General features: G+C 55.8%; 20 protein-coding genes. 13 read left to right on the top strand and 7 right to left on the bottom strand.

Translation table 11 applies throughout. The features are described from left to right. The first annotated feature begins 160 nt into the window (after window positions 1–160). The 10 genes from MKY74_RS02220 (at window position 161) to MKY74_RS02175 (ending at window position 13142) form a co-directional block, all read left to right on the top strand. Window positions 161–2767, top strand: coding sequence for an exo-alpha-sialidase (locus tag MKY74_RS02220; protein WP_076173026.1), 2607 nt, complete (start codon window positions 161–163; stop codon window positions 2765–2767). A 306-nt stretch (window positions 2768–3073) separates the two neighbouring features. Continuing rightward, the gene (locus MKY74_RS02215) at window positions 3074–4039 is read left to right on the top strand and encodes a LacI family DNA-binding transcriptional regulator (protein WP_076173025.1); all 966 of its coding nucleotides are present in this window, start codon (window positions 3074–3076) and stop codon (window positions 4037–4039) included. Window positions 4040–4130: 91 nt separating this feature from the next. Further along, window positions 4131–4544: a YugN-like family protein gene (locus MKY74_RS02210; protein ID WP_076173024.1), complete on the top strand. Its 414-nt coding sequence runs from the start codon at window positions 4131–4133 to the stop codon at window positions 4542–4544. Window positions 4545–4741: 197 nt separating this feature from the next. Further along, the gene (locus MKY74_RS02205) at window positions 4742–5203 is read left to right on the top strand and encodes a hypothetical protein (protein WP_076173204.1); all 462 of its coding nucleotides are present in this window, start codon (window positions 4742–4744) and stop codon (window positions 5201–5203) included. Window positions 5204–5546: 343 nt separating this feature from the next. Continuing rightward, entirely contained in the window at window positions 5547–7232 is a 1686-nt protein-coding gene (locus MKY74_RS02200) for a sensor histidine kinase (RefSeq protein ID WP_306433696.1), read from the top strand. Further along, window positions 7210–8028 carry a response regulator transcription factor gene (locus MKY74_RS02195; RefSeq protein ID WP_076173022.1) on the top strand — a complete coding sequence of 273 codons (819 nt, stop codon included), beginning with the start codon at window positions 7210–7212 and terminating at the stop codon, window positions 8026–8028. The genes MKY74_RS02200 and MKY74_RS02195 overlap by 23 nt, the downstream gene beginning before the upstream one ends. 148 nt (window positions 8029–8176) lie before the next feature. Beyond that, a complete protein-coding gene (locus MKY74_RS02190; RefSeq protein WP_076173021.1) occupies window positions 8177–9511 on the top strand; it encodes an ABC transporter substrate-binding protein in 1335 nt (444 codons plus the stop codon). A gap of 194 nt (window positions 9512–9705) precedes the next feature. Continuing rightward, window positions 9706–10584 (top strand): carbohydrate ABC transporter permease, encoded by an 879-nt coding sequence (locus tag MKY74_RS02185; RefSeq protein ID WP_076173203.1) that lies wholly within the window; start codon window positions 9706–9708, stop codon window positions 10582–10584. A gap of 26 nt (window positions 10585–10610) precedes the next feature. Further along, entirely contained in the window at window positions 10611–11444 is an 834-nt protein-coding gene (locus MKY74_RS02180; RefSeq protein ID WP_076173020.1) for a carbohydrate ABC transporter permease, read from the top strand. Between the two features lie 414 nt (window positions 11445–11858). Continuing rightward, entirely contained in the window at window positions 11859–13142 is a 1284-nt protein-coding gene (locus MKY74_RS02175) for a multidrug effflux MFS transporter (protein ID WP_076173019.1), read from the top strand. A 239-nt stretch (window positions 13143–13381) separates the two neighbouring features. On the opposite strand, the gene MKY74_RS02170 is transcribed toward MKY74_RS02175, so the two are convergent. From MKY74_RS02170 to MKY74_RS02145, 6 genes are all read right to left on the bottom strand, one after another. Continuing rightward, window positions 13382–14707, bottom strand: a complete 1326-nt coding sequence (locus tag MKY74_RS02170; RefSeq protein WP_076173018.1) for a 6-phospho-beta-glucosidase — start codon at window positions 14705–14707, stop codon at window positions 13382–13384. 12 nt (window positions 14708–14719) lie between these two features. Next, window positions 14720–15709 (bottom strand): N-acetylglucosamine kinase, encoded by a 990-nt coding sequence (locus MKY74_RS02165; protein ID WP_076173017.1) that lies wholly within the window; start codon window positions 15707–15709, stop codon window positions 14720–14722. A gap of 70 nt (window positions 15710–15779) precedes the next feature. After that, window positions 15780–16778 (bottom strand): LacI family DNA-binding transcriptional regulator, encoded by a 999-nt coding sequence (locus MKY74_RS02160; protein ID WP_076173016.1) that lies wholly within the window; start codon window positions 16776–16778, stop codon window positions 15780–15782. Between the two features lie 269 nt (window positions 16779–17047). Continuing rightward, window positions 17048–18433 carry an ABC transporter substrate-binding protein gene (locus MKY74_RS02155; protein WP_076173015.1) on the bottom strand — a complete coding sequence of 462 codons (1386 nt, stop codon included), beginning with the start codon at window positions 18431–18433 and terminating at the stop codon, window positions 17048–17050. A gap of 179 nt (window positions 18434–18612) precedes the next feature. After that, window positions 18613–19497 carry a carbohydrate ABC transporter permease gene (locus MKY74_RS02150; protein WP_076173014.1) on the bottom strand — a complete coding sequence of 295 codons (885 nt, stop codon included), beginning with the start codon at window positions 19495–19497 and terminating at the stop codon, window positions 18613–18615. Continuing rightward, the gene (locus MKY74_RS02145) at window positions 19498–20388 is read right to left on the bottom strand and encodes a carbohydrate ABC transporter permease (protein ID WP_244169338.1); all 891 of its coding nucleotides are present in this window, start codon (window positions 20386–20388) and stop codon (window positions 19498–19500) included. It abuts the gene before it with no gap. A 557-nt stretch (window positions 20389–20945) separates the two neighbouring features. On the opposite strand from MKY74_RS02145, the gene MKY74_RS02140 reads away from it, so the two are divergent. The 3 genes from MKY74_RS02140 (at window position 20946) to MKY74_RS02130 (ending at window position 24367) form a co-directional block, all read left to right on the top strand. Then, a complete protein-coding gene (locus MKY74_RS02140; RefSeq protein WP_076173012.1) occupies window positions 20946–21893 on the top strand; it encodes a helix-turn-helix transcriptional regulator in 948 nt (315 codons plus the stop codon). A gap of 149 nt (window positions 21894–22042) precedes the next feature. Next, complete coding sequence (locus tag MKY74_RS02135; RefSeq protein ID WP_076173011.1) at window positions 22043–23452, top strand: MATE family efflux transporter; 1410 nt, start codon at window positions 22043–22045, stop codon at window positions 23450–23452. A 189-nt stretch (window positions 23453–23641) separates the two neighbouring features. Next, window positions 23642–24367, top strand: coding sequence for a DsbA family oxidoreductase (locus MKY74_RS02130; protein WP_076173010.1), 726 nt, complete (start codon window positions 23642–23644; stop codon window positions 24365–24367). 153 nt (window positions 24368–24520) lie between these two features. On the opposite strand, the gene MKY74_RS02125 is transcribed toward MKY74_RS02130, so the two are convergent. Next, window positions 24521–25576, bottom strand: coding sequence for a serine hydrolase domain-containing protein (locus MKY74_RS02125; RefSeq protein WP_076173009.1), 1056 nt, complete (start codon window positions 25574–25576; stop codon window positions 24521–24523). Between the last annotated feature and the right edge of the window lie 146 nt (window positions 25577–25722).

Below are 25722 nucleotides of genomic sequence, written 5' to 3'. Positions count from 1 at the left end.
TATTCTTACGGGATTCTTTGCCCGTACAATAAATTTACCCATCACTGGTAACCGCTTACATGAAGTGCTGCAGCTGCAGCAATCCGCATGTCAGTCATCATCGATTTTTCCGAAAACGCTTTCGAAAAACCAGACCATTTTATGATTGAGGAGGGCAATGATGTTCAAGAAGACGTTAAGCTTGGTTCTCGCCGCTTCCATCGCGCTGCCGCTGGCCGGTGCGGGGGGCCCGGTGTCCGCTGACAAGGCGTACCATGGTAAAGGACCCAAGGCACCTGTCCAAACGTACAGCTGGGACCGGGTCAAGGTTGTCGGCGGAGGTTTTGTTCCGGGGATTGTTTACAACCCGAGTGAGAAGGATCTGATCTACGCACGGACGGATATCGGAGGTGCCTACCGCTGGGACCCGGCCACGAAGACCTGGAAGCAGCTGCTGGATTTTGTCAGTGCAAAAGAATGGAACATGCTTGGCGTGGACACCCTGGCGACGGATCCGGTGGAAACAAACCGTTTGTACGTAGCGGCCGGAACCTACACTAACGACTGGACCGACATGAACGGCGTGCTGCTGCGCTCTACGGATAAAGGGGAGACGTGGCAGCGCACGGAGCTTCCTTTTAAACTCGGGGGAAATATGCCGGGAAGGTCGATGGGCGAGCGGTTGGCGATCGATCCGAACAATAACCGCATTCTTTACATGGGTACCCGCAGCGGTAACGGGTTGTGGCGCAGCACTGATTATGGAGTCACCTGGAGCAAAGTCGACAGCTTCAGCGCCGCCGGCAACGTGAAGGACTCAACCAATGATCTCGTCGGCGTCGTGTGGGTAACGTTTGATCCGTCGACGGGGAGCCAAGGGAAAACCACCCAGACCATTTACGTGGGAGTCGCCGATACCGAGCACAGCATCTATCGGAGCACCGACGGCGGTCAAACCTGGGAGCCGGTGCCGGGACAGCCTGACCAAGGATTCCTCCCGCACCATGGCGTGCTTTCGAAGAACGGGAGCCTCTACGTGACCTACACCAAGGAAGTGGGTCCGTATAACGGCGGTGAAGGCTCGGTGTGGAAATACGATACGTTAACCGGACAGTGGACCGATATCAGCCCGACCGGTGCGGGTTCTACGGATAGTCCGTACGGCGGCCTTGCCGTCGATGCGCAGCACCCGGATACGATCATGGTCGCCACGATGAACAAATGGTGGCCGGATGAATTCATCTACCGGAGTACGGACGGCGGCAAGACGTGGAAGCCGTTCTGGACGCTGGATTATGCCAAAGACCCGGTAAGGACGAACAATTATACTATTGACTACTCCCTGTCTCCGTGGCTGGATTGGGGCGAAAAAAAGAATCTGCCTGAACAGAATCCGAAGCTCGGCTGGATGATCGGCGACTTGGAGATCGATCCGTTTAATCCGGATCGGATCATGTACGGTACAGGTGCGACGCTGTACGGGTCGGAGAACGTGACTGCCTTGGACAAAGGAGAAAACGTCAATATCTCCGTCATGGCCGACGGGATCGAAGAGACGGCGATTCTCGGCTTGATCAGCCCGCCGAGCGGTGCCCATCTGCTGAGCGCCATGGGGGATATCGGCGGCTTCCGCCACGAGGATTTGACCAAGGCGCCGTCCATGATTACGAATCCGTATATCGGGACAAGCACGGACATCGACTATGCCGAACTGAACCCGGACATCGTCGTCCGCGTCGGCAACAGCGACGGGGCGAACCCGAGAATGGGCGTGTCGACGGATAACGGCAAGACGTGGAAGCCGGCGGCCAACGCCTGGACATCGGCATCCGACGATGCTACGCAGGGCGGCTATGTCGCAGTCGGTGCAGACGGCTCTTCCATCGTCTGGAGCCCATCCAACTCGGCCGCTCCGAAGCCGGTGAGCTATTCGCGCGACCTGGGCGCCACATGGACGGCCTCGTCCGGGGTTCCAAGCGGCGCGAGAGTAGCCTCGGACCGGGTGAATCCGAATAAGTTTTACGCGATTGCAGACGGCACGTTCTATGTCAGCCAGGACGGAGGCGTCTCCTTCACCAAGGCAGCCGCGGGCCTGCCGACCAACCTGACAAGCAACTTCAAAGCCGTACCTGGCGTGGAAGGAGACATCTGGGTGGCCGCTGCCGCGGATAACAAGAACCAGGACAGCCTTTTTGGATTATGGCATTCCACGGATTCGGGACGGACGTTTACGAAGCTGGGACAGATCCAGGAAGCGGCGGCCATCGGTTCCGGCAAAGCCGCTCCCGGCCAGAAATACATGGCGCTGTATGCCCATGCCACCATCAACAATGTGGACGGCATTTACCGCTCCGATGACGCGGGCAAGACGTGGACACGCATCAATGACGACCAGCACCAGTTCGGTTCGGCCAACGCGGCGATCACCGGGGATCCAAGGGTTTACGGCCGCGTATATTTGGCGACCAACGGCCTTGGCATTGTTCTTGGAGATATCGCCGGCAGCCCGGATACGGCGACACCGGTCATCACGGTAGACGACAAAGGCAAACCGCAAAACAACCGGAACTATGTGCTCTCCGGCCGCGTTAACGAGGCTCTACAGGATTCCGCGATCAGCGTTTCCTTAAATGGCGAAAAGCCTTTTACCATAAAAGTCGTGAACGGCAAGTTCAATCATAAGCTGACCTTGGCCAGCGGGAAAAACCGGATTGTGCTGGAAGCATCCGACCTGGCAGGGAACAAGGCAAGCCTTGAGGTTACGGTCGAGTACAACGCCAAGAAGTAATTTGAAAATGACGCTCGGGGATCCATCTCAAAAGAGGGACCTGCTGCCGTCCATGCGGCGAGGACTGCCCACGATCGGCATCCTGCCCCTTTCCAAAGCAGTATAAATGAGGGACCGGCCCGGGACAGCAAATCTGCTGCCCGGGCGGTCCTTTTCTTTTTCAAGAACAGATCAGCGCCTTTGGTAGAAATGAATTTCAGCCTGCATGAAAGCGCTGTTGTGCAGGGGAACGGGGCACCGGTGTCGAAACGATTCAAACAGAATGATAAAATAAAATGATAAGCCAAACGATTGGAGTGAGAAGCCGTGGCCAGCATTAAAGATATCGCCAAAAAAGCCGGCGTATCCATATCAACGGTATCCTACGCGCTGAACGGAAGCCCGAAGGTGACGGATGAGACCTGCGCCCGGATTTTGGCCATCGCCAAAGAACTGAATTATGTACCCAATGCGGCGGCACGAAGCCTGAAGAAAAAGGAGTCGAAAATTATCGGGGCCTTTCTGCCGGACTTTAGCGGCGGTTTCTACGGAGATCTGCTTCAGGGAATGAAGGGCACGCTGATCCAAAAAGGATACGATCTGGTCGTATGCAGCGGCCCCCAGTCGCACCGGCTGCTGGCCGAGAAGCTGTTTGACGGGGCGCTGATCCTCGACCACACGTTCTCGGACGAGCAGCTGCTGAACTTTGCCGAGCTCGGGCATCGGCTGGTGGTACTGGACCGGGAGCTGAAGCATCCGAATATCAATCACGTTCTTCTTGATAATAAAGCCGGGGCCAGCCTGGCGATGGAGTATCTGATCGACCTGGGACACCGGAAAATTTACGTGGTTACCGGTCCCGAGGGCTCTTACGACTCGAAGCAGCGTATGGCTGCGGTCAGACAAACGGTCGAACGAAACAGCGACGTGGAATGCATTGAAATTCCCGGTGACTTTAACCGCATGGGCGGCGAGCGGGCCGGCAAACAGATTGCCGCGGAATTCGCGGGTCCGGTGGCGGTCTTTTGCCTGAATGACGAAATGGCGATCGGCATGTATGACTATATATCCGAAACGGATTTGGAGATGGGCAAGGACATTCACATCATCGGTTTCGATAATATCGAGCTGTCCGAGTATATCCGCCCAAGGCTTGCGACGATCGATTATTCCAAGAAAAAGTGGGGTTCGCTCGCATCCGAGCAGCTGATCAAAATCATTGAAGGCAAGCCGGTCGAAAATGAGCGGATTTATGTGACTTTGGTCAAGGCAGAATCGGTTAAGCCGCGCTAATCAGTCCAATCCCGCCGGGCGGCGGCCGCTGAAGTATAAAGAAAGATATTCCTGCTCATCCTGAAGGTAAACCGACAGGGAGGATGCAGGAATGATCAATTTGGAGTCCAGACTCGAAAACGTGGAAGACGAATTCGTCAATATTGACAGCTACCTATGCAAGCATGATTTTTCGCTGGCCGGCAACTGGGATTACAAGCACGGCTATCTGGATAAGCGCCTTGACCAGGAAAGAATGGTGTGGCTGCGGATCCCTTTTCATGTAACCAAAGGCAACCTGGACGGCGAATGCGGCGGCTGCCGGGCGACCGTTAAGCTGGGACGACCTTTCGTATTCAAGTACGTATACAACACGGGAACTGACAAGCATGCCATGCCCCATCTGCTCGGCGCCTTATTCGACCAGTTTCAGGCACCGCTCGATCCTGACGCACATCTGGAGGACGAGTGGGTGCAGCGCGCAAGAAGCGTTCTGCAGGAAGTGGAGCTGGGGTACTTACCCTAAGGATTTCGCCGTAAATTAGAGCAGCTTGGTCAAATTCGTTTGGCCGGGCTGCTTTTTGTTTTGTACAGGAAAGCGGGGCGATAACGGTGGAGGATCGTCTGAGCTTACGTTGTTTCTTTTTATACAGCCATCGTTTGTTTCATAGAGTACAATAGGAGAACTACAGGGAAGAAAGGAGGTGTCAGTCAATGAAATACATGGAGACGGCGGAACTTCCGGACGAGCTGTACGAGCTGCTGGACGGCAGGGAGCTGATCACGAAGCAGCATGAGGCGATGATCCTGATGACCGTAACGGAGGAGGGCTGGCCGCATACGGCCATGATCAGTGTAGGCGAGATCGTCGCCCTGGACCGGGGGCAGGTCCGGCTGGCCATGTGGAACGGAACCGCGACGACCCGAAACATGATTCGTACGGGAAAAGCGACGCTCGTTCTGGTCTACTCCGGTAAGGCCTATTACGTAAAGCTTGCGCTGAGACTTCTGCCGGTGCTTCCCGCAGCCAAGCATCCACGGGAGCGTTTTGAGGCGGATATCCTATCCGTACGAGCGGACGTGGCCGCGTATGCAGATATTAGGTCCGGCATCCAGGTCGACTTTAAGGAGCCCGAAGCCGTGCTCACCCGCTGGTATGAAACGTTAGCCGAGCTGAGGTTGTAGAAAGGCAGCCGAATGCGGATAAAGGCGCTTCCGCGCATCCCCGGACTGGGCAGCTGCCTGGTCTGCGGATGCCGTATAACGCGGTTCAGCTATCATGAGTTTACGCCGGTAGGGCTTTTCTTCTGATCTTTCGTGCTTTGTTCGGAATTTATGCAACATGTCTTTGAAAGCGCAATCATTCGTATATACAATAACATTACGAAATTCACACTTGGAAAAAGAGGGTGATTCGCATATGAGATCCTGGCTCCTCACGCGCTTTCCCCCGCTACACTCGATTGTCGTGCAGCTCTTCCTCTTCTTTTTCTTCGGGATGACTCTTCCTGTCCTTATAGGAGGTTTTTTGTCCTACCACAAATCGTCCTTGATCGTTGAACAGCAGGTCAGCAAGGTGGCCGCGCTAACGATCGTGCAGGTCAGCGACAAGCTGAACATGTTTTTTAAGAAACTGGATGACTCCTCGATGATGGTATTAAACAGCAAAATCGTCCACAACATTTTGGAGCAAAGGCAGGGCGACAACGCCTATGAAACGACGCTCAAGGTGAAGGACGGTAAAGATATGCTGACCTCGATTATGATCAATTCACCGGAAATTCTCGATATTTATATTTTTGATGTCAAAGGCAAAAACTCGGTGCTCAGCGCAGACTCGCTCATGTCGATTCCGAATCAGTGGGATTCCGACTGGTACAAAGCCATTTTGAAGGCGAACGGCAATACCGTATGGTTTGGACTCTCCGAAACCTCATACCTGAAAAAGACCGGGATGGGCTTCCCGGTGTTTGGTCTCGGCAGGGCTATCCGCAGCTGGGAGACCGGCGAAATTATCGGCGTCATGTTTGTCGAGGTGATGGGGAACGTGCTGATCGATGAGCTGAACCGCGTTCAATTCGGCGATACGGGATACGTCTACATCGTCAACGACCGGAATCAGTATTTCTACCATCCCGACCCGGACGAGTACGGCCAAACGTCGAAGCTGCCGCTGCCGGCCCGGAAGACGCAGCTGCGCGAAGGGCGGCGCAACACACTGATGATTCCCGAGCTGCTCGACAACGACTGGCGCGTCGTCGGCGTCGTGCCGCTGGAGGAGATGACAGCCGATTCGGCCAGCATCCGCAACCTGACGGTGTTAATTACCCTCTGCTCGATCGTGCTGGCGATCGGCATGGGCTACTACGTTACACGCAGAATCGGAAATCCGCTCGTCAACTTGAGCCGCTTGATGCGCAAAGGGGAAGCCGGCGACCTGACCATCCGCAGCCGCAGCGTCGGACGCAACGAAATCGGCCAGCTTGGGCGCAGCTTTAACAAGATGATCGAACAGATCGAGCTGCTCATCGAGCGGATTGCCAAGGAGGAATCCGAGAAGAAGAAGGCCGAAATCCGGGCGCTTCGGTACCAGATCAATCCGCATTTTCTGTACAACACGCTGAATTCGATCCGCTGGCTGGCCAAGCTGAACCGTACGAACGATGTCGACCAGGCCGTCACCTCGCTCGTCCAGCTGCTCGAGGTCAGTATGGGGCGCAGCGGCGTCTTTATCCAGTTAGGCGAGGAGCTGGACCTGCTGCAGAAATACATGGTCATTCAAGGGTATCGGTATGACAATGCCATCACCCTGCTTATCGATTGTCCCGATGAGCTGAAGCAAATTCCGATTCCGCGCATGCTGCTGCAGCCGATCGTGGAGAACGCGGTCTTCCACGGCATCGCGCCCAAAGACGAACCGGGCACGATTGAGATCCGTGCACGGCAAGAGGGGGAGGAGATCATCGTCAGCATCGCCGACGACGGTGTAGGTATGAGCGAAGAGCGGCTGGCCCACATCTTCGCCGACGAGCGTGCCCATCATCACCGGGGGATGACCAACATCGGGCTGCGCCATGTACACCAAACGATTCGGCTGTATTACGGCAGCGGATACGGGGTCAGCGTGACCAGCGAGCTCATGCAGGGGACGGAGGTCACGATTACTTTTTCAAATTTAAAGGGGGATCAGGATGTACAAAGTGCTGTTGGTTGATGATGAAGCCATCGCAAGAATGGGGATTCGGTCTACTTTTGAATGGGAAGTCAACGGATTCGAGCTGGTGGGAGAAGCCTCCAACGGCCAGCGGGCGATGAAATGGGTCGAAAGCAAGGAGATCGACATTCTGATTACCGATATTGCCATGCCGGTCATGGATGGGCTTGAGCTGGCGCGCAGGACCAGGGAAATCTGTCCTTGGGTCAAGGTGCTCCTGCTCAGCTGCCACAGCGACTTCGAGTATGTCCGCGAGGGGATCCGGCTGGGTGCCTTTGACTATATTTTAAAGCCGATGCTGAGTGCGGAATCGCTGAAAACGGTGCTGTATGAAATGCGCCACAGCCTGCAGAAGGAGAAGGAGGATCACCGCATTCTGGAGCAGTACAAGGAAAAAAACAGCGCAGATCCGGCGGTTGCCGTGATGCCGCTGCCCCTCCCTGCGGATTGTCCGCCTCCGGATAAATCGCTGCACCAACGGATTGTCCAGCAGGCGGTCGAGTATATTTCGGAGCATTTTACAGAGTCGATCTCTCTGCAGCAGGTTGCCGACAAGGTGTGCGTCAGCCGCAACTACTTCAGTGAAATGTTCAAGCGGGTCACCGGACACAATTTCATCGATTACTTGATTACACTGCGGGTGAACCGGGCCAAGGAGCTTCTGCAAAATCCAACGCTGAAAGTATATGAGGTCGCGGAGATGTCCGGCTTCAATGATACCAAGCATTTCAGCAAGCAGTTCAAAAAGGTCGTCGGACTGACGCCGGCGGAATTCCAGGGCATGCCGCGCAGGTGAGGTGTCCAAAACACAGGAAAACATGACACGATTTCGGAAATATGTGCCGTTCAAAAGGCGAAGGGCGCCGTTTTATAATAATCACGTAAGCGTTTTCACACCAAGGTGCTAATCCGATGACTACTCTTTTGAATGGGGGAGTAAAGAAATGAAGAAGCTCAGAAAGTCCTTGCTAGCGGTAGTATTGTTGGCGTCGGTTGTGCTGCAGGCATGCGGATCGGGTGGCGGCAGCGGCGATAACCAGGGAGCGGTGGCGGAAGACGGCAAAGGCAGCGGGGAGAAGGTCAAGATTAAATGGGCGACCTGGGGAAATCCCGGAGAACTGACCCGCTTCCAGGAGTTTACGAAGGATTTCAACTCGAGGCATCCGGACATTGAGGCGGAGCTGATTCCGATTCCGGGGGAATACGACCAGAAAATTTTGACACAGCTGACGGGAGGAACCGCCCCTGACGTGTTTTATGCCGGCGATGGCTTCGTCGTGAAGCTGATTGAGAACAAGAGCATTGAGGAAATGACGCCGAGAATGACGGCGGCAGACAGCAAAATCAAACCGGACGACTACTTCGAAGGGCTGTGGGGCGCGGCCAAGCGTGACGGCAAAATCTACGGCGTGCCGGTCGACTGCAATCCGATGGTGCTGTGGTACAACAAGAAAGTGCTGAACGACGCGGGAATTACGGAGATGCCGGCCGACCTTCAGGCGAAGGGTCAATGGACCTGGGACGCGTTCAAAGGTATGGTGGAAAAAATCCGCGACTCGAAAAAGTACGGATACGTGCTGGATAACTCCTGGAACAGCTATTACAGCTGGGTAACGTCCAACGGCGGCAAAGTTTACGACGACAATGGCAAGTTCATCGGCTATGACGATCCAAAGTCGAAGGAAGCTTTTCAGTTCCTGTACGATAACGTGAAGGAGAAAAATATTACGTTTGCCGGTACGCTGCCGAAGGGGCAGGGCGGTGACGCCATGTTTATGTCCAACCAAGTCGGATTCGTCGGAGCCGGACGCTGGTATCTGCCGCTGTTCAAGAAAAACTCCAGCCTGGAGTATGATGTCGTGACCTGGCCGACGAACACCGGGAACAAGATTGAACCGGCCGGAATTCCGACGGCATTTCTGGTCATGAACAGCGCATCGAAGCATAAAGACGCCGCCTATACCTTCTACTCCGAATTCCTGAGCTCGGATGGACAGAAGTTCCGTCTGCAAGGCGGGGGTAATGCCGTTCCGTCCGTTCAAGGCGTGGATGACGTCGTTCTGGAAGGTAATCTGCCGGAGCATGCGCAGCTGTTCCTCGATGCCCGTGAGGTAGGTTATTCGCTGACGCCGTTCGAGGCCGGGATCCCAGGATTGAGCACGGATATTACTTCCAAGTTCGAGGCATTGTGGCTCAAGAACGGCGAGTTGGACGCATCGCTTAAAGACATCCAGGAAATGGCCAACAAAAAAATCGACGATTATAAAAACGGCAAATAACGAAGGTCCGGAGGGAAGGAGCGCAGGGCACAGCGCAGCGTTCCTTCCCTCTTTCCATGCCGGCCGGCGGCTGGCGGCCAGCGCTTCATAAGGCGTAATTCGCAAGAGGAAGGTGGATGTTTATGCAGAATCAGACGGCCGATCGAACGGCTTCTGCGCCGGCCTTGCAGCCGGACAACAAACGGAAGACCGCTATGACGAGCAAGACATCGGATGGCATATGGGGCTACGTCTTTATTTTCCCCCAATTGGTCGGACTGCTGCTGTTCTCCTTAATTCCCCTGATTTCGGCTTTCGTGCTCAGCATGATGAAATGGGACGGGATGGGGGAGAAGCAGTTTGTCGGACTGGATAACTTCATCAACACGTTCAAGGATGAGGATTTCCGGATCGCCGTGGTCAACACCCTGTATTATACGGTGCTAACCGTGCCTACGGGCATTATTCTGGCGATGCTCATCGCGGTGGGCCTGAACCGGGTACAAGGCAAGCTGATCTACAGACTCATTTATTTTATGCCGAACATTACGATGTCCGTGGCGGTCGCCGTCGTCTTTATGTGGCTGTTTAACGCCGATTTCGGGTTGATCAACCTGTATTTGAAGGAATGGTTCGGGATCGACGGTCCCCGCTGGCTGACCGACACGCGGTTTGTCATGCCGTCGATCGCCATGCTCAGCGTGTGGATGGGGCTTGGCGGGAATATGGTCTTGTTCCTGGCCGGGCTGCAGGGCATATCCGCCAGCTATTACGAAGCGGCACAGATTGACGGCGCCAGCAAATGGCAGCAGTTTGTCAATATAACCGTTCCGCTGCTGTCTCCGACGACCTTTTTCGTGACGATTATGACGATCATCGGTTCGTTTCAGGTGTTCGACCAGTCGTTCGTCATGACCTCCGGCGGGCCCGCGAAAGCGAGCTATACGATCGTGTTTCATATTTACGATTCGGCGTTCGTGGACTTTACGTTCGGGAAAAGCACGGCGACCGCAGTCATTTTGTTCATCATGATCTTGGCGCTGACGCTGTTCCAAATGAAAATGTCCAAACGCTGGGTCCATTACGAGGACTAGAATCGACCGGATAAGGAGGAGAACGCATGCAGACCAGAGGACTACGTTTGTCCACCGTCCTGCTTCACATTATATTGCTGATCGGCGCGTGCATTATGGCATTGCCGTTTGTTTGGATGCTGCTCAGCTCGCTCAAGGATCTGTCTCAAGTTTTTATCGTGCCGCCCAAATGGATTCCCGATCCGTTCGTGTGGTCCAATTTCAAAACCTCGTTAACGGCTTTGCCCTTCGGAAGGGCGTATTTCAACAGCTTCTATATCAACATCATCGTCGTTGCTTCGCAGCTGTTCACCTGCTCGATGGCGGCTTACGCGTTTGCCAAGATCCGCTTTCCTTTCCGGGAGCCCCTCTTCGTCCTGTTTCTGGCGACGATGATGGTGCCAGGGCAAGTCACGATCATTCCCCTGTACTTGATGATGAAAAGCATCGGCTGGCTCGACTCGCACTTGTCGATCATTGTGCCCGCCGCGCTGTTTAACGCCTTTGGCGTGTTCCTGCTGCGTCAGTTTTTCAGAGGCATTCCGAAGGAGATGGAGGAGGCCGCCATCGTGGACGGTGCCAACCGCTGGACGATTTATGCGCGGATCATGCTGCCCCTGGTGAAGCCGGCTTTGTCGGCGCTCGGCATTTTCACGTTCCTCGGCATGTGGAACAGCTTCTTCTATCCACTCATTTTCCTGAACACTCCCGAAAAATTCACCGTCCCGATGATGCTGAACCTGTACCGCGGCATGTATTCCACGGACTGGACGCTCATGATGGCCGGCGCCTCGATTGCGCTGATTCCGGTGCTGATTGTGTATATTATCGGCCAGCGGTATATCATCGAAGGCGTAACGCTATCCGGGATTAAGGGTTAATGGGTTGTGTTTATGTTTGGAGATAAGAAAGCATTAACTTCCCGGGCAAAACTTCTTTATTTCGCAGGTAAAAACTTCCGCTAAACGCGGTTGGTCTTCTTAGAAAAGATGTCGTTAAACGTGTTTGTTAGCAAGTCGCCGCAGCGTGGCCAAATTTCTTTGGCCAGGCTGTTTTTCTTTGTAGACGTAAGCTGCCAAAAAGGCGGGGTGAACGAGCGCCAAGGACATGGGGATAGCGGTATGGGGAGACGGTTGAAGGGGAGGGCATGCTTCTGGAAATATAGGCAAGCCGCTCATTTTGCGGGGGAAATATGATACTCTATACTTTAGTTCAATCTTTCTAGTGAAGAGAATTTACTTTATAAGGGCCATGCATCGGAGCAGGGAACACAGAGGAGGAACAAGATAGAACTTATGAATAAACGTTCACATACGGATGCGAAGGCAGGCGGCTCTGCGGCCGCAGCTGCTTCCGGACCGGGCGCGAACCGGGTCTGGATGATTATTGTGCTGGGGGCGCTGTCGGCCTTCGGTCCGTTTTCGCTTGATATGTATTTGCCGTCTTTGCCGGAAATGGCCAAGTCGATGCACACGACGGCCTCGCTGACCCAGCTCAGCTTGACGTCCTGCCTCATCGGGCTTGCGGTAGGCCAGCTGCTGGCGGGGCCAATCAGCGATGTGAGAGGACGCCGCACACCGCTGATGATCGGGATGGTGGTGTACGGGGTTTCGTCGCTGCTGTGCGCCTTCAGCCCGTCGATTGAGCTGCTGATTCTGCTGCGGTTTATCCAGGGCATTGCCGGCTCGGCGGGCATTGTCATTTCGAGAGCGATCGTCAGGGATATGTATTCCGGGAGCGAGCTGACCAAGTTTTTCTCCATGCTGATGCTGGTGAACGGGGCGGCGCCAATTCTGTCGCCGATCCTGGGCGGGCAGCTGCTTCAGGTGACTTCGTGGCGCGGCGTATTTATCGTGCTGACCGCCATCGGGGTCGCCATGCTGCTGGCCATCATGCTCGGGCTGCCGGAAACGCTGGCGCCCGGCAACCGCTCCGGCGGCGGGACGCTGGGCACGGTGAAGACGTTCGGCAAGCTGCTGCGGGACGGCAAGTTCATGGGCCTGGCGCTAAGCTCAGGCTTTATTTCGGCCGCGATGTTTGCGTACATTTCCGGCTCGCCGTTCGTGCTGCAGGAAATTTACGGAGTATCCCCGCAAATGTTCAGCGTGATCTTCGCGACGAACGGGCTCGGGATCATTATCGCGGGGCAGATCACCGGCCGGTTGGCCGGACGCGTCAGCGAGAGAAAGCTGCTCGTGACCGGCATTACCCTGGCGACGATCGGCGGCGTGCTGCTGCTGAGCCTGCTCGCCGCCGGGGCGGGCCTTGCGGCGATCCTGCCGCCGCTGTTCGTGGTCGTATCCTGCGTCGGCATCGTCGGAACCGCAGGTTCCTCGCTGGCTCTGCAGGATTACGGCCACTCCGCAGGCAGCGCCTCGGCGCTGCTCGGGCTGCTCTCCTACATCTTCGGCGGGATCGTCAGCCCGCTCGTAGGCATCGGAGGCAGCACCTCGGCCCTGCCGATGGGCATCGTCATCGCCTGCGCGGACGTCGGCGCCGTGCTGTGCTACGTGCTGCTGGTGCGCCGGCACACGCGTGCCAGCCAAGCCGGCTCGGCGGACGCCTCGGCAGGGCTGTGACGCCGGGATCGCTGCGGGGCATGGCTGGGAGGCGGCCACCGGGCCGCCTTCACTGCGTGCCGCTGCGCGGCGCGGACTGAAAAAAAACCTTAAACGGGAACGTGCCGTTCAAGGTTTTTTTGTGTGCTTTGCAGCGGAAGTAATGCAAATCTGCATTTATTTTGGGGGAAACGGAAAAGGGCTTTTCCGCAGACAGGCGTCACGATCATCCGCTCATCCCTTGAGACCATCCCTCTGCCTCAGGGATGAGCCGGTGTTTTCCCGAAAAACTGCGGCAAATATTCTTTGTTGGCCTCCAGCATCTCATCCAGCATCTTGATGGCTACTTCGACCGACGGCACAAGCGGGTGATGGGCCAGCGCTTGGATCGCCAGCCCGCGGTCACCGGTGACCGCGGCGTCGATGGCGAGCTGCTCATAGGTTTTGACGGCCTGGATCAGGCCGACGGCCATCCGCGGGATGCGCGTCACAGGCAGCGGGAGCGGCCCGTTGTTCGTTACGACGCAGTTGACCTCAATGCTGGCGTCCTCGGGCAGGAACGGCAGTGTCCCGCGGTTGGCCACATTCAGCGTCTGGATGTCATTGGTGCCGTTATAGAGCGACCGCATCAGGTTGACGGCGGCTTCGGAGTAAAAGGCGCCGCCGCGCTGTTCCAGCTGCTTCGGCTTCTCCTTCAGATCCGGGTCGCTGTACAGCTCGAACAGCTCCTCTTCGACCCGCTTCACGACCTCGGCGCGGTTGATGCCCTGATGGAAGGACTCGAGCTGCTCCTCCAGCATCGCGTCCGTCATGTAAAAATATTTTAAATAATAGGAAGGCAGGGCGCGCAGCGACTGCAGGAACTCGGGATTCCATTCGCGGGCCGGCACATTCGAAGCGCTGTAGCCGGCGGTATCGGCGAGCAGTTCATCGAGTTTGTCTTCGCCTTCGACATCGACGCGGGTGACCCAGTGAAGATGATTCAGACCCACAAACTCAGCGTAGACCCGGTCAGGAGCGACCTGGTATTTGGCGGAAGTTTGCTTGATCAGGCCGATGGGCGCGTTGCATAACCCAATGCTGCGAACGTTGGAATACTTCAGGATGGCTTCGGTGACCATGCCGGCCGGGTTGGTAAAGTTAAGCAGCCAGGCGTTTGGCGCCAGCTCCTCCATATCCCGGCAAATATCGAGCAGGACCGGGATCGTCCGCAGCGCCTTCATCATGCCGCCGGGACCGGTCGTTTCCTGACCGATGACCCCGTACTTGAGCGGAATCGATTCGTCGCGTCCCCGGGCATCCAGCATGCCTACGCGCATTTGGGTGCTGACGAAGTCGGCGCCCTCGATCGCTTTGCGGCGGTCGGTGGTCAGATGCACCTCAATCGGCAGCCCGGATTTCTCAACCATCCGCTTCGCCAGGCTGCCGACGATGTTCAGCTTCCGGAGACCTGGCTCGATATCGACGAGCCACAGCTCGCGGACCGGAAGCTCGCGGTGATGAAGGATAAACCCTTCCACCAGCTCCGGCGTATACGAGGAGCCCCCGCCGATTACAGCTATTTTCAACCCCTGCTTTGAAGTCATGATCCTTCACTCCTATCGGGTAGTTTGGTGAATATGTTCAAAATCGCGGAACAGCCGCATCTGCTCATAGACCTGTTCCGGAATCGTTAGACCGTCCGCCTCCATGGCCGCCCACACGGCGCCGACGACCGGCTCTGTCGCGAGCGTTACGACCGAGGCCGCTGGTGCAACGGCTCGGACGGCCTGCTCAATCGGGCCGCGGATCCATCCGCGGTCACCCCGCGTCAGCAGGCTGCCGGCAAGCACCACATCAAAGGCCTCGTTCTCCATACCGAGCCTGCGGATGACGGCAGCGGCCGATTTGCCGAGCTCCACACCTTGGCGGTTCAAAATTTCCAGCGCCACCGCATCCCGACCGGCAGCAGCTGCAAACAGCAGGCGTGCGGCGTCTACCGGCACGCTGCGCTGGTTGTCGTAGAAATCGTCGAACATTTCGCCGACGGTATCGTAGCCCAGCAGGGGCAACAGCAGCTCCGTCAGCTGCGTCGGCTGCTCGCGTCCGTCCCAGGCGCGGATGACGGAGCGGAACACCTCGATGTTCAAGGCTCCGCCTCCGCCAAAATCGCCGTACATGTAATCGAAGCCGCCGCACTGCACATGCTCGCCTTGCGGATTCCGGCCGGCGGCATTGGTGCCTGTGCCGCAGATGAGGGCGACCCCGTACGGCCGCTTCGTCCCGGCCCGGAGTCCGATGACGGTATCACAGTCGACCGAATAATCCGTGAAGCCCATATTTCGGATCATGGGATGCAGGATCCGGTAGTCCGGCTCACGGTCGGCTCCCGCCAGGCCGAAAAAGGTGTGGCGGATGTCCGCAAGCTGCAGCCCGGCGTCGGCGATGGCACCGAAAGCGGCGCTCCGGATGCTCTCGGCGGCCACGGCGGCGTCAATCTGGTGATTCCCGTTGCCGCTTTGGCCTTTGCCGAGCACTTGCCCCTGCTCGTCGGTGAGCAGGGCATAGGTTTTGGTGCCTCCCCCGTCGATTCCCAAATAGTAAGCCAATAGTCGTCACTCCTATATGATCAATTCATGCTTTTGCTGTACATGATGATCCGGAGCCGGGTAACTAATGTCAGGCTCGACGCCCAGGAACGGACGACTCCCGGACGATGAGCTCCGGATCGATTTTTAAGTTGGCTCCGCGCTTCATCGTACCGTCGATCCGCTTCAGCAGCATGTCGGCTGCGGCGATGCCGATCCGGTCTGCCGGCTGGCGTACCGTCGTCAGATACGGATGAAGCTGGGAGGATATTGTCTGGTCGTCATAGCCAACGACGGCTACCTGGCCGGGCACCTGAACGCCCGCTTCCATCAGCGCGTTCACCACGCCGAGGGCGATATTGTCGTCGCCGGCGAATACCGCTTGCGGAAGCTGCCCTTCCTTCAGCCACCGTACGGCCGTTTCGTAGCCGAACCGGATTTCAAAGTCTCCGTTTACGATTTCAAAGGGGGCAAGCCCCCGTTCTGACAGCGCCTGCATAAATCCGTCGCGTCTCTCCCGGGTGCTTCGGAACATCTCCTGTCCGCACAAATGGGCGATGGACGTATATCCGTTATCGAGCAGATGGCTTGCTGCCGCATAGCCGCCCTTGAAGTTGTCGATCGTCACCGAGAAATTGTCGTTTTCAGGCTTCTGATTGTCGATCAGTACGTATGGAATGCCGCGCTTTTTTAATTCCACGATATAGTTGTCTTCTTCCATGGGGGAGAGCAGAATGAGCCCGTCCACCCGGTCCTCCTGAATCAGGTAATGGCTCTCGTCCGAACCGATGCCCGTCGAAACCGAAATGGCCAGGTAGTAGCCGTGAAGCGCTAACACTTCGTTCAGCTCTTTGACAACGGCATCGAAGAAAGAATCCTGCAGGGTCGTTACAATAAGGCCGATGATGCCGGTTTTTCCGCGGGCAAGGCTCCGGGCGGCGGCGTTCGGGTGGTATCCCAGCTCTTTGATCGCATCGAGCACTTTCTGCCGGTTTTTTTCCCGGACGGTTTCGGCTCCGTTCAACACACGGGATACCGTTACAACGGACAGTCCTGATTTTTTGGCAACGTCAAAAATACTTACTTTCATCTCTCATTTCTCCTTGGGCAGATTTTTCCGAACCTATAAACTTATCCCTAGTATACATGGACGGAAGTCTGTCCGCGAAGCATGGGATGGCATAAACCGGATACCGCCCCGCAGAGGACGGCATCCGATCGCCGATACGCCGTAAAAAGGTATACCGAATTGAATTGAATCGAATATCTACATTATAAAATGATGGCCCGCTCCACCGAGGAGGACATTTTTACGATGGAAGGGGAAATTTCTCTATTTATGTTCCACAAACTTTCCGTTTACCGCTTGATGATCTCCTGCAGCTTCTTCTGAATCGTCGGCATAACCTCTTCCACCGTCTTATGCCCGCTTTCGATCGGCTGCATCTCGTTAATGAACATGTCGTTGATTTGCGAGTAGTTTGTGATCAGGTGGTTATAGGACTCGAAACCGTATTTAATGGCGCCTTCGTATACGTTCTTAATATCTTGCGGGTCGACGCCCTCAAAATGTTGGTAATAAGCTTCTGCTGCCTGCGTGTTCACTGGCGGGTTGCCTCCGCTGAGCTCGATGGATTTCTCCTGCACGTCGGCGGTGACCAGATACTTGATCCATTCAAAAGCTTCCTTCGGATGCTTGGAACCTTTCAGGATCATGAGCGGATCGACGTACAGCGTGCTGCGCACCTTGTCGTTGCCGCCCCAAGGCACAGCCGCTACGCCCACTTTGAACGGAAAATCGTTGGCCCCGGCCAGGTTCCATGAACCGCCGACGGACATGCCGATTTTGCCGGCGACGAAGGGATCACCGTTCTGACCGGCGACGCTCTTGCTCCACTCGGTCGTCGGGGAGACCTTCTCTTTGAAAATCAAACCGAACAGCTTGTTATACGCCGCCATCACTTCCGGTGAATCGAAATGGGTAGCGGATGGAACGCCGCCGTTGGTCCAGGTGTCTTCCGAATAAGGCTCGGCCCCGAAGTAGAGAGGGCGGTTATCGCGCTCAGCCCAGGTAAAGTCCACGCCGTACTGGGTTTTGGCGATGTCGTCCGAAATAACGGTCAGCTTCTTGGCGTCTTCGACCATTTTGTCGAACGTCCAGCTCTTGTCCTCATAATCGCTTGGCGGATAAGGCACCTTCGCCGCGTCGAACATATCCTTGTTGTAGAGCATCAGCGTGACATACATATTGACCGGAATGCCGTAAGTGCGGTCCTTTACCTTGTAGATACTCATCAGGTTGTCCGGAATGCCGTAATCTCCGGCCTTGAAGCCGTCCTCCTGGATGATGTCCGTCAGATCCAGCAGCATATCCTTGTTGTAGTATTCCGCAAATCCACCGTAGCCGTAATGGCTGGTGACGTCCGGGGACTTGCCGCCAGCGATCAGCGTCTGCAGCTTGCTGTCAAACTGCTCGTAAGGCGCTTTTTCGACCTTGACCTTAATATTCGGGTGCTTTGCTTCAAAGTCGGGAATCAGCTTCTCGACGAACGTGCGGTCCTCCGAGTCGATCGTGTAGTGGGTAATCGTCACTGTGCCGCCTTTATCGCCGCCTGCGGAGCTCTCGCCTCCGGAAACCACATCGCCCGCCGATTTGCCGCCGCTGCAGCCGGACAGCGCGGCGGCAACCAGCATTAGCGTCGTCAGAAGAAGGGCAAAACCTGATCTTTTCCTGTTCTTGTTCATGAACCGATACCTCCATTGCCTTCATGTAATGGGTGCTGCTGCTGTCTGAACTTGTTGAAGTAAAGGCCGGCTTGCTAGTCCTGTGGGGAAGGTGCTTGCAGCATGCCGGCTTCGACGGCGCCCCGGTGGCGCTTGAGGATGACTGCCGGGACGACGGGGCTTCCAATAGATCCGTGCCATTACTTGATCCCGGTGAGCACGATGCCCTCGACGAACCGCTTCTGGGCTATGGCGAACAGCGTCACGATCGGCAGCATGGCCAGCACGGAGGCGACCATCAGCAGGTGCCACGGCGGAATCCGGAAGCGGGATGACGTCAGGGATGCCATACCGACCGGCAGCGTGAATTTCTCGGTGGAGCTCAGGTACAGCACCGGCGTCAGCAGTTCGTTCCAGCTGTAGATGAAAGCGAAGATCGCTACGGTGGCGAGCGCCGGTCCCGAAAGCGGGAGGGCGATTTGGCGCCACATGCGAAACTCGCTGCAGCCGTCGATGCGCCCGGCGTCGAACAGCTCTTCAGGGAGCGTCGAGAAGAATTGGCGCAGCAGGAAGATGTTGTACGCTGAGCCGAAGAACGCCGGGACGATCAGCGGCAGGAACGTGTCGATCCAGTTCAGCTTCGAGAAGAGGATAAACTGGGGAATCATGATGGCCGGGTAGGGCAGCATCATCGTGCTCAGCATGAGCAGGAACCACGTGTTGCTCCCCTTGCCGCGGTATCTGGCAAAGCCGTAGGCCGCGAGCGCTGAGGAGAGCAGCGTTCCGATCACGGTAAGAACGCCGATAATCAGGCTGTTCATGTACATCGTGCCGAAGGAGAGTGTATCGAAAATCTCCTTGTAATTGCTCCACTGCCAGCTTTCCGGCAGAAAGGTCGGCGGAAACTTCAGCATTTCCTTCTTCGACTTCAGCGATGTCGATACCATGAAGAACAGGGGCAGCAGCATCAGAAAGGTGGTAACGACCAGCGCGATAAAGCTGACAATGCCTACGGGGTCAGTGCTGCGCCGCCGCTTGGGGGCGGCGTTGTCCGCGTGCGGGCCGGCGGCCGGAAGGGTACTCATCTAGCGTTTGCCTCCTTCGTAGTGAACGTATCGGTTCGACAGCTTCATCACGAGCGCGGTAAAAAGCATGACGACGACGAGCAGCACCCAGGCCAAGGCGGAGGAATAGCCGGCGCGGTACTCTTTAAAGGCGCTGGTGTACAGGTTGTAGACGTAGAACCAGGTAGAGTAGTTCGGGCCGCCCTGGGTCATGACAAAAGCCTGGGTAAACACCTGGAAGGAATCGATCATGCCCATAATCAGCTGGAACAGCAGTACAGGCGAGATCATCGGCAGGGTGACATGGAGAAAAACTTTGAAGCGTCCCGCCCCGTCCAGCTTGGCGGCTTCCACGAGGCTCGCCGGAACGCCCTGCAGTCCCGCCAGAAAGAGGATCATGCCCGAGCCCGCCGTCCAGAAGGACATAATCATCAAGGCGTATAGAGCCGTGTCCGGGTTCATGAGCCAGGCCGGACCTTTGATGCCGAACCAGGAGAGCATGTAGTTGAACAGCCCGATCTGCGGGTTGAAAATCCAGTACCAGAGCAGCGACATCGCCACGCCGGATACCATGCTCGGGAAATACATCGCGGTCCGGAAAAATCCGCGCAGCGGGATCTTCTGGTTCAGCAGCAGGGCGAATCCAAGGGCCAGCAGCAGCTGGATCGGCACGCTGATAAACGTATACCTCAGCGTCACGGTGACGGATTTCCAGAACAGATCATTGCCGAACATCTCCGCATAATTGGCCAGGCCGATAAACTGGGGCGGGTGAATGATGTCGTAGTCCGTGAAGCTGTAATAAAGCGAGGACAAGATGGGATACAGGGCAAAAACCAGAAAGCCGATGAGCCAGGGGGAAATAAACAGATACATGTACAGCGTCTGCCGCCTGCTTTCGCGATGGGTCACGGGTGCATCAACCTTTCTCACAAAGTTTATAAAAGTTTAAACGCTTTAACTTATGGGACAAATCAACCCCAAATATTTATCTATAGTAGCGGGGTATAATTTTAAAAGTTAAAGTGCTTTAACTTTAATCTCCTGCCTGTTGCCATTATCATAGTGGATGGTCTGCAAATAATCAATACTAAATTTCTGACTTGTAAGCGTTACCTGTTATAAAAGATTACATTCGACATGGAAATCTTCATGATTTCAAGCGAAAAATCGGGTTTGTGCCGGTTAGCGATGTGATTTTCGGATTGAGAAAAGACATGTTTCACTTTATTAGCCCTGCCCAAGACCACAGTCTCCACTGTTGCGCAGTAAAATGTTATGAAATATAACATTAATATAACGGGAACATGGGCAGCCTTTACATGATCCTGGCGGGGTACGAGGAATCGGGGATGTGCCGATGTTTTGGGCAGATTCCTATAGTCGTTTATAATAATGACAAGGTCTGTCACCGACCCTATTTGTTTCCGATGGTGTGTACCGCCAAATCCAGTAACGGGAGTGCCGACATGTCCAAATCGAAAAGACTGCTCGACCTGATGATGACGATTAACCGGATGCGCCGTTTTAAAGTCAAGGAGCTGGCCGACGAATTCGGGGTGTCCACCCGGACGATCCTAAGGGACCTGCAGGAGCTGAGCGAGCTCGGCGTCCCTTTATATTCGGAAGTGGGGCCGCATGGCGGCTACCAAGTACTGAAGGAACGGATCCTGCCCCCGATCGCCTTTACGGAGGAAGAGGCGGTGGCGATTTTTTTCGCGGTGCACGGTCTCCGGCACTATGTCCATATCCCGTTTGAGACGGAGAGCTCGTCCGCGCTCCAGAAATTCTACCACTACATGCCTGGGGATGTGCGCGACCGGATCGACCGGATGAAGAACCGGGTCGACTTTATTACCCCGTCCAGGCGGGCGGGTGCACCCCATTTGTCCGTGCTGCTGGACGGGGCCGTGAACCAGAAGGTACTGCGCATCGTTTACGAATCCCGCGGCAGCAGCTCGGTTCGGCAGATCCAGCCGATCGGCATCTATGCCAGCCAGGGACTGTGGTACTGCCCGGCGTACTGCTTCCAGCGGAAGGACTTCCGCCTGTTCCGCTGCGACCGGATTACGGATGCCGCCGAGGATACAACCGGCCTTGAAGCGGCCGACCTCAGCCATGTGCATCTTGGGAATCGGAAGTCATTTCACGGGGAGGACTCGGCGGAGCTTCGCTGCTATGTGGAGCTGACCCCGGAAGGCGTGGAACGGTGCGAGGGAGAATTGTGGCTGGAGTCCAAGCTGCATATCCGTGAGGATGGGACCGGCTGGGTGGACGGGATGATTCCGGAGCATGACCTTTCGTTTTACGCCCAATTTTTTATCGGCTTGGGAACGAATGCGACTGTGAAAGAGCCTCAGGCACTGGTCGGTCTGATCCGCGAAAAACTCGCTGAGCTGCTGTCCCGGTACGAATAATGGTCATTTTTGGGGAAGTAAGGGCTTACCAAAAAAAGAATATTAAATTTTCAGTATTTTTCTGTTAAATGTCATGTATTTTCATGAAAACTGTGCTAACATACCTTTGTTTCAAAGAATACGTTTGAAAGAAAGGTGAATTCTGACTCATGACCGCAACTGTTCAAGAGCCTTCTGCACGGTCAGAAAAACGGCTCAGTCTTGTCCGCCTCACCTGGCCTATATTTCTCGAATTGTTCCTGTTCATGCTGATGGGCAGTGTCGATACATTGATGCTCAGTTCGGTTTCCGACAATGCCGTCTCCGGCGTCGGCGCCGCCAACCAAATTATATCCATCGCCATCCTCGTGCTGGAGGTGATCGGCAGCGGGGCGGCGATCGTGGTGGCCCAGTACCTGGGCTCCAAAAAGCTCAGCGACGCGGCGCAGGTGACCGGAAATGCAATCACGCTGAACCTGGCCGTAGGGGTGCTCCTAAGCGTTATTTTTCTCGCCTTCGGCGGAATGATGCTGCGCCTGCTTAACGTCACCGGGGAAATTTACGGGTATGCCCAGTCCTATATCCAGATCGTTGGAGGCGGCATTTTCCTGCAGGCACTCATTAACGCCCTTGCCGCAACGATCCGGACCCACGGGTTCACCAAAGAAACGATGGTCGTGTCGCTTCTGATGAACATCATTCACGTGGCAGGGAACTACGCGCTGATCTTCGGGCATTTCGGCCTTCCGGCGCTGGGCGTACAGGGGGCGGCCATCTCGACGGTATTCAGCCGCCTGGTCTGCCTGCTGATCTTCTTCTGGCTGCTGTACCGGGTCATGGAAGTGCACGTGGAATGGCGTTATTACATCCGTCTGTCGAAGAAATTTGTGCTTAAAATTTTGAATGTCGGCATTCCGTCGGCTCTGGAAAGCATCGTATACCAAATGTGCCAGCTGACCTTCACGCTGTACGTCACCTACCTTGGGGCAGAAGCGATGGCCACCCGGCAGTATGCCGTGAACATCTCGATGTACATCTATTTGTTCAGCATGGCGATCGGCATGGGCACGGCCATTATGGTCGGCCATTACGTCGGTGAAAGACGCAACCAGGACGCCTACACCCGGGTGTTCCAGAGCGTGAAGTGGGCGCTGGCCGCGACAATCGTCATCGACTTGATCATTATTCTGTTCCGCGTTCCGCTGATGGGCTTATTTACGGACGATGCACTCATCATCAAAATGGGGGCGCAGGTCATCCTGCTCAGCATCGTGCTGGAGACCGGCCGCACTGTCAACATCGTCATCATCAACTCGCTGCGCGCTTCGGGGGACGCCAAGTTCCCGGTCTACATGGGGATGTTGTCTATGGTATGCATGTCTCTGCCGCTGGGATACTTCCTCATATTCAAGCTTCACATGGGTCTTGCCGGCGTGTGGCTCGCCATTGCCGCGGACGAATGGGCCCGTGCCGTCATCATGTATTTCCGCTGGCGGAGCCGGGCGTGGGAGAAGCATGCGCTGATCGAACCGCAGGACGGACCGGAGGCCGTGCCGGCAACAGTGCCGACAACCGGTTAACCGGGAGGTTAAGGAAGCTGGATATAACGGGAGATCGGCGCAGGCAGGTTGCGCGCTCCCGGTAATCGCGATATAATGTACCTGATGCAGTTACAGCTGAGTGACTGCTTTTCTTTTGACTCTTACTGTGATGGAAAAAGTATCAGTTTACCAACCAATGAACATCACCCGAAAAGGAGAGGTTTGCATATGAAAATCGAAGTATGGTCGGACTTTGCCTGTCCGTTCTGCTATATCGGCAAGCGCCGTTTTGAGGCTGCCCTCGAGCCGTTCGCGCACAAGGATGAAGTCGAGGTTGTGTTCCGAAGCTTCGAGCTGGACCCGGGCGCACCGAAAGACAACGATAAGGACATTCACAGCATCCTGGCCTCCAAGTACGGCATGAGCTGGGAGCAGGCCAAGGCGGCCAACGACAATATGACCGAGCAGGCCAAGACGGTGGGGCTCACGTACAATTTCGATACGCTGGTCCCAACCAATACGTTTGATGCGCATCGTCTGACGCAGTGGGCCGGGGAGTTCGGCAAGAAGTATGAGATGACGGAACGGCTGTTCAAGGCGTACTTCACCGATTCGGAACATTTGGGAGACCGTGCGGTATTGGCGCGCTTGGCCGGCGAAGTCGGGCTGGACGCCTCTGCGGCAGCCTCCATGCTGGAGAGCGATGCTTACACGAACGATGTCCGCAAGGACGAGGGAGATGCGGGACGACTCGGCATCAACGGGGTACCGTTCTTCGTCATCAACCAGAAATACGGCATTTCCGGCGCCCAGCCGACACAGGTGTTTGCCGAAGCGCTGGACAATATCTGGAAAGAAGAGCATCCGCTGACGCTGCTGGGGAACAGTGCTGACGGGGATGACCTCTCCTGCACGGACGGCTCCTGCCAGGTGCCGACGGATAAAAAGGCGTAAACACTGCGTTTGCCGCAAGTCGCCCGAAATTGAATAAAGGCTGTTAGCTGAAGAAAGGCTGCCTACAACCGGGCTTGCGAGCAATCCGGGAGGCAGCCTTTTTGGCTGTATATTTTATTAAGGATTTTTTACATGAGGATACGGTTAGACCGGTTAATAGACCGTTTTGGTCAGCTGCTTGAACAGCTGGAAGCCGATCTCGTCCACATGCCGTTTCTGCGGCCTCATCATGGACAGCATTTTCATCGCAAAGCTGCCGTTGTTGGACAGCACGACGACCGCCGTGTTTTTTTCCATGTGAAAGCCCAGGAAGCTGCTTGAGCCGTACGTACCGCCGTTATGCCAGTGAATCCGGTCGTGGTAGATGCCGGTTTTGACCATCCATCCGAGGCTGACGTCCTCGCCGCGTCGTACCCGGTGGCGGGGTTTCTGCCCGTCGCGAAGCGCGGCCGTGATTGGGGCGGAGCCCATGCCGACGTTCGCTTTGGCAAATTGGAGCAGATCATGCGCCGTGGAACGCAAGCCTCCCGCGCCGGCGAGAACGCCCAGATCCCAATGGGGAACCGGCTTGCCGTTGGCCGTATACACCGGGAGGAGACGGGACTGCTGCTCATCGTTCAGTTCAAAGAGCGTGTCCTCCATAAATAACGGTCCGCAGATCTCTTCCCGCATAAGCTGTTCCAGACTCCGGCCGGTGCAGCGGCTCAAGATAAGCCCAAGCAGGCCTACGCCCAAATTGGAATACTCGAAGCTTCCGCTCGACGAAGGTCTGGTTTTCAGCAGGTCCTGCAGCAGATGCTGCTCGGTGTAGTTTTGGTACGGGTTCAGTTTGTCGGTGACGGTCTGCTTGAGACCGGCCGGCAGCCGTGGAAGTCCGGAGGTATGCGTGGCGAGCTGTTCCAGCGTGATGGCGCCGACTTTGGCGTTAGAGGCGATTTCAGGTATGTATTGGCCTACGGTATCCTTGAGCTGCAGTTTGCCCTGACGCTGCAGGATACACAGAAGTGAGGTCGTAAAAACTTTCGTTACGGATGCGATTTCATAGATGGCTGATGCGTAATCGAAGCCCGGAGGTTGTCCCCAGCCGGTGTAAAAATGGTCCCCGTTCTCCAAAATGCCGATGGTGACGCTCAGCGGGTTTCTTTCCCCGTAATGCTCCTGCACCAGGTAGTTGGCTTCTTCAATGATTTCATGGTCAGGAATGATCATGCGCTTATGGCACCTCCTATCTTAATTAGACGCCATGACCCCCTTACAGGTTTCGCTAGAAGGTTTACCAATTAGAGGATTACCCCTTTTTAGCGTGCGTGACGCGCAAATTCTAGAATCAAACGGCGGTTTTTATCGAAAAAATG

This window comes from Paenibacillus sp. FSL R5-0378, assembly GCF_038009285.1.
GTDB classification, from domain to species: Bacteria; Bacillota; Bacilli; order Paenibacillales; family Paenibacillaceae; genus Paenibacillus_AQ; species Paenibacillus_AQ favisporus.
The sequence above is the reverse complement of the archived record's forward strand: the minus strand, read 5'-3'. Positions and strand labels throughout refer to the sequence as shown.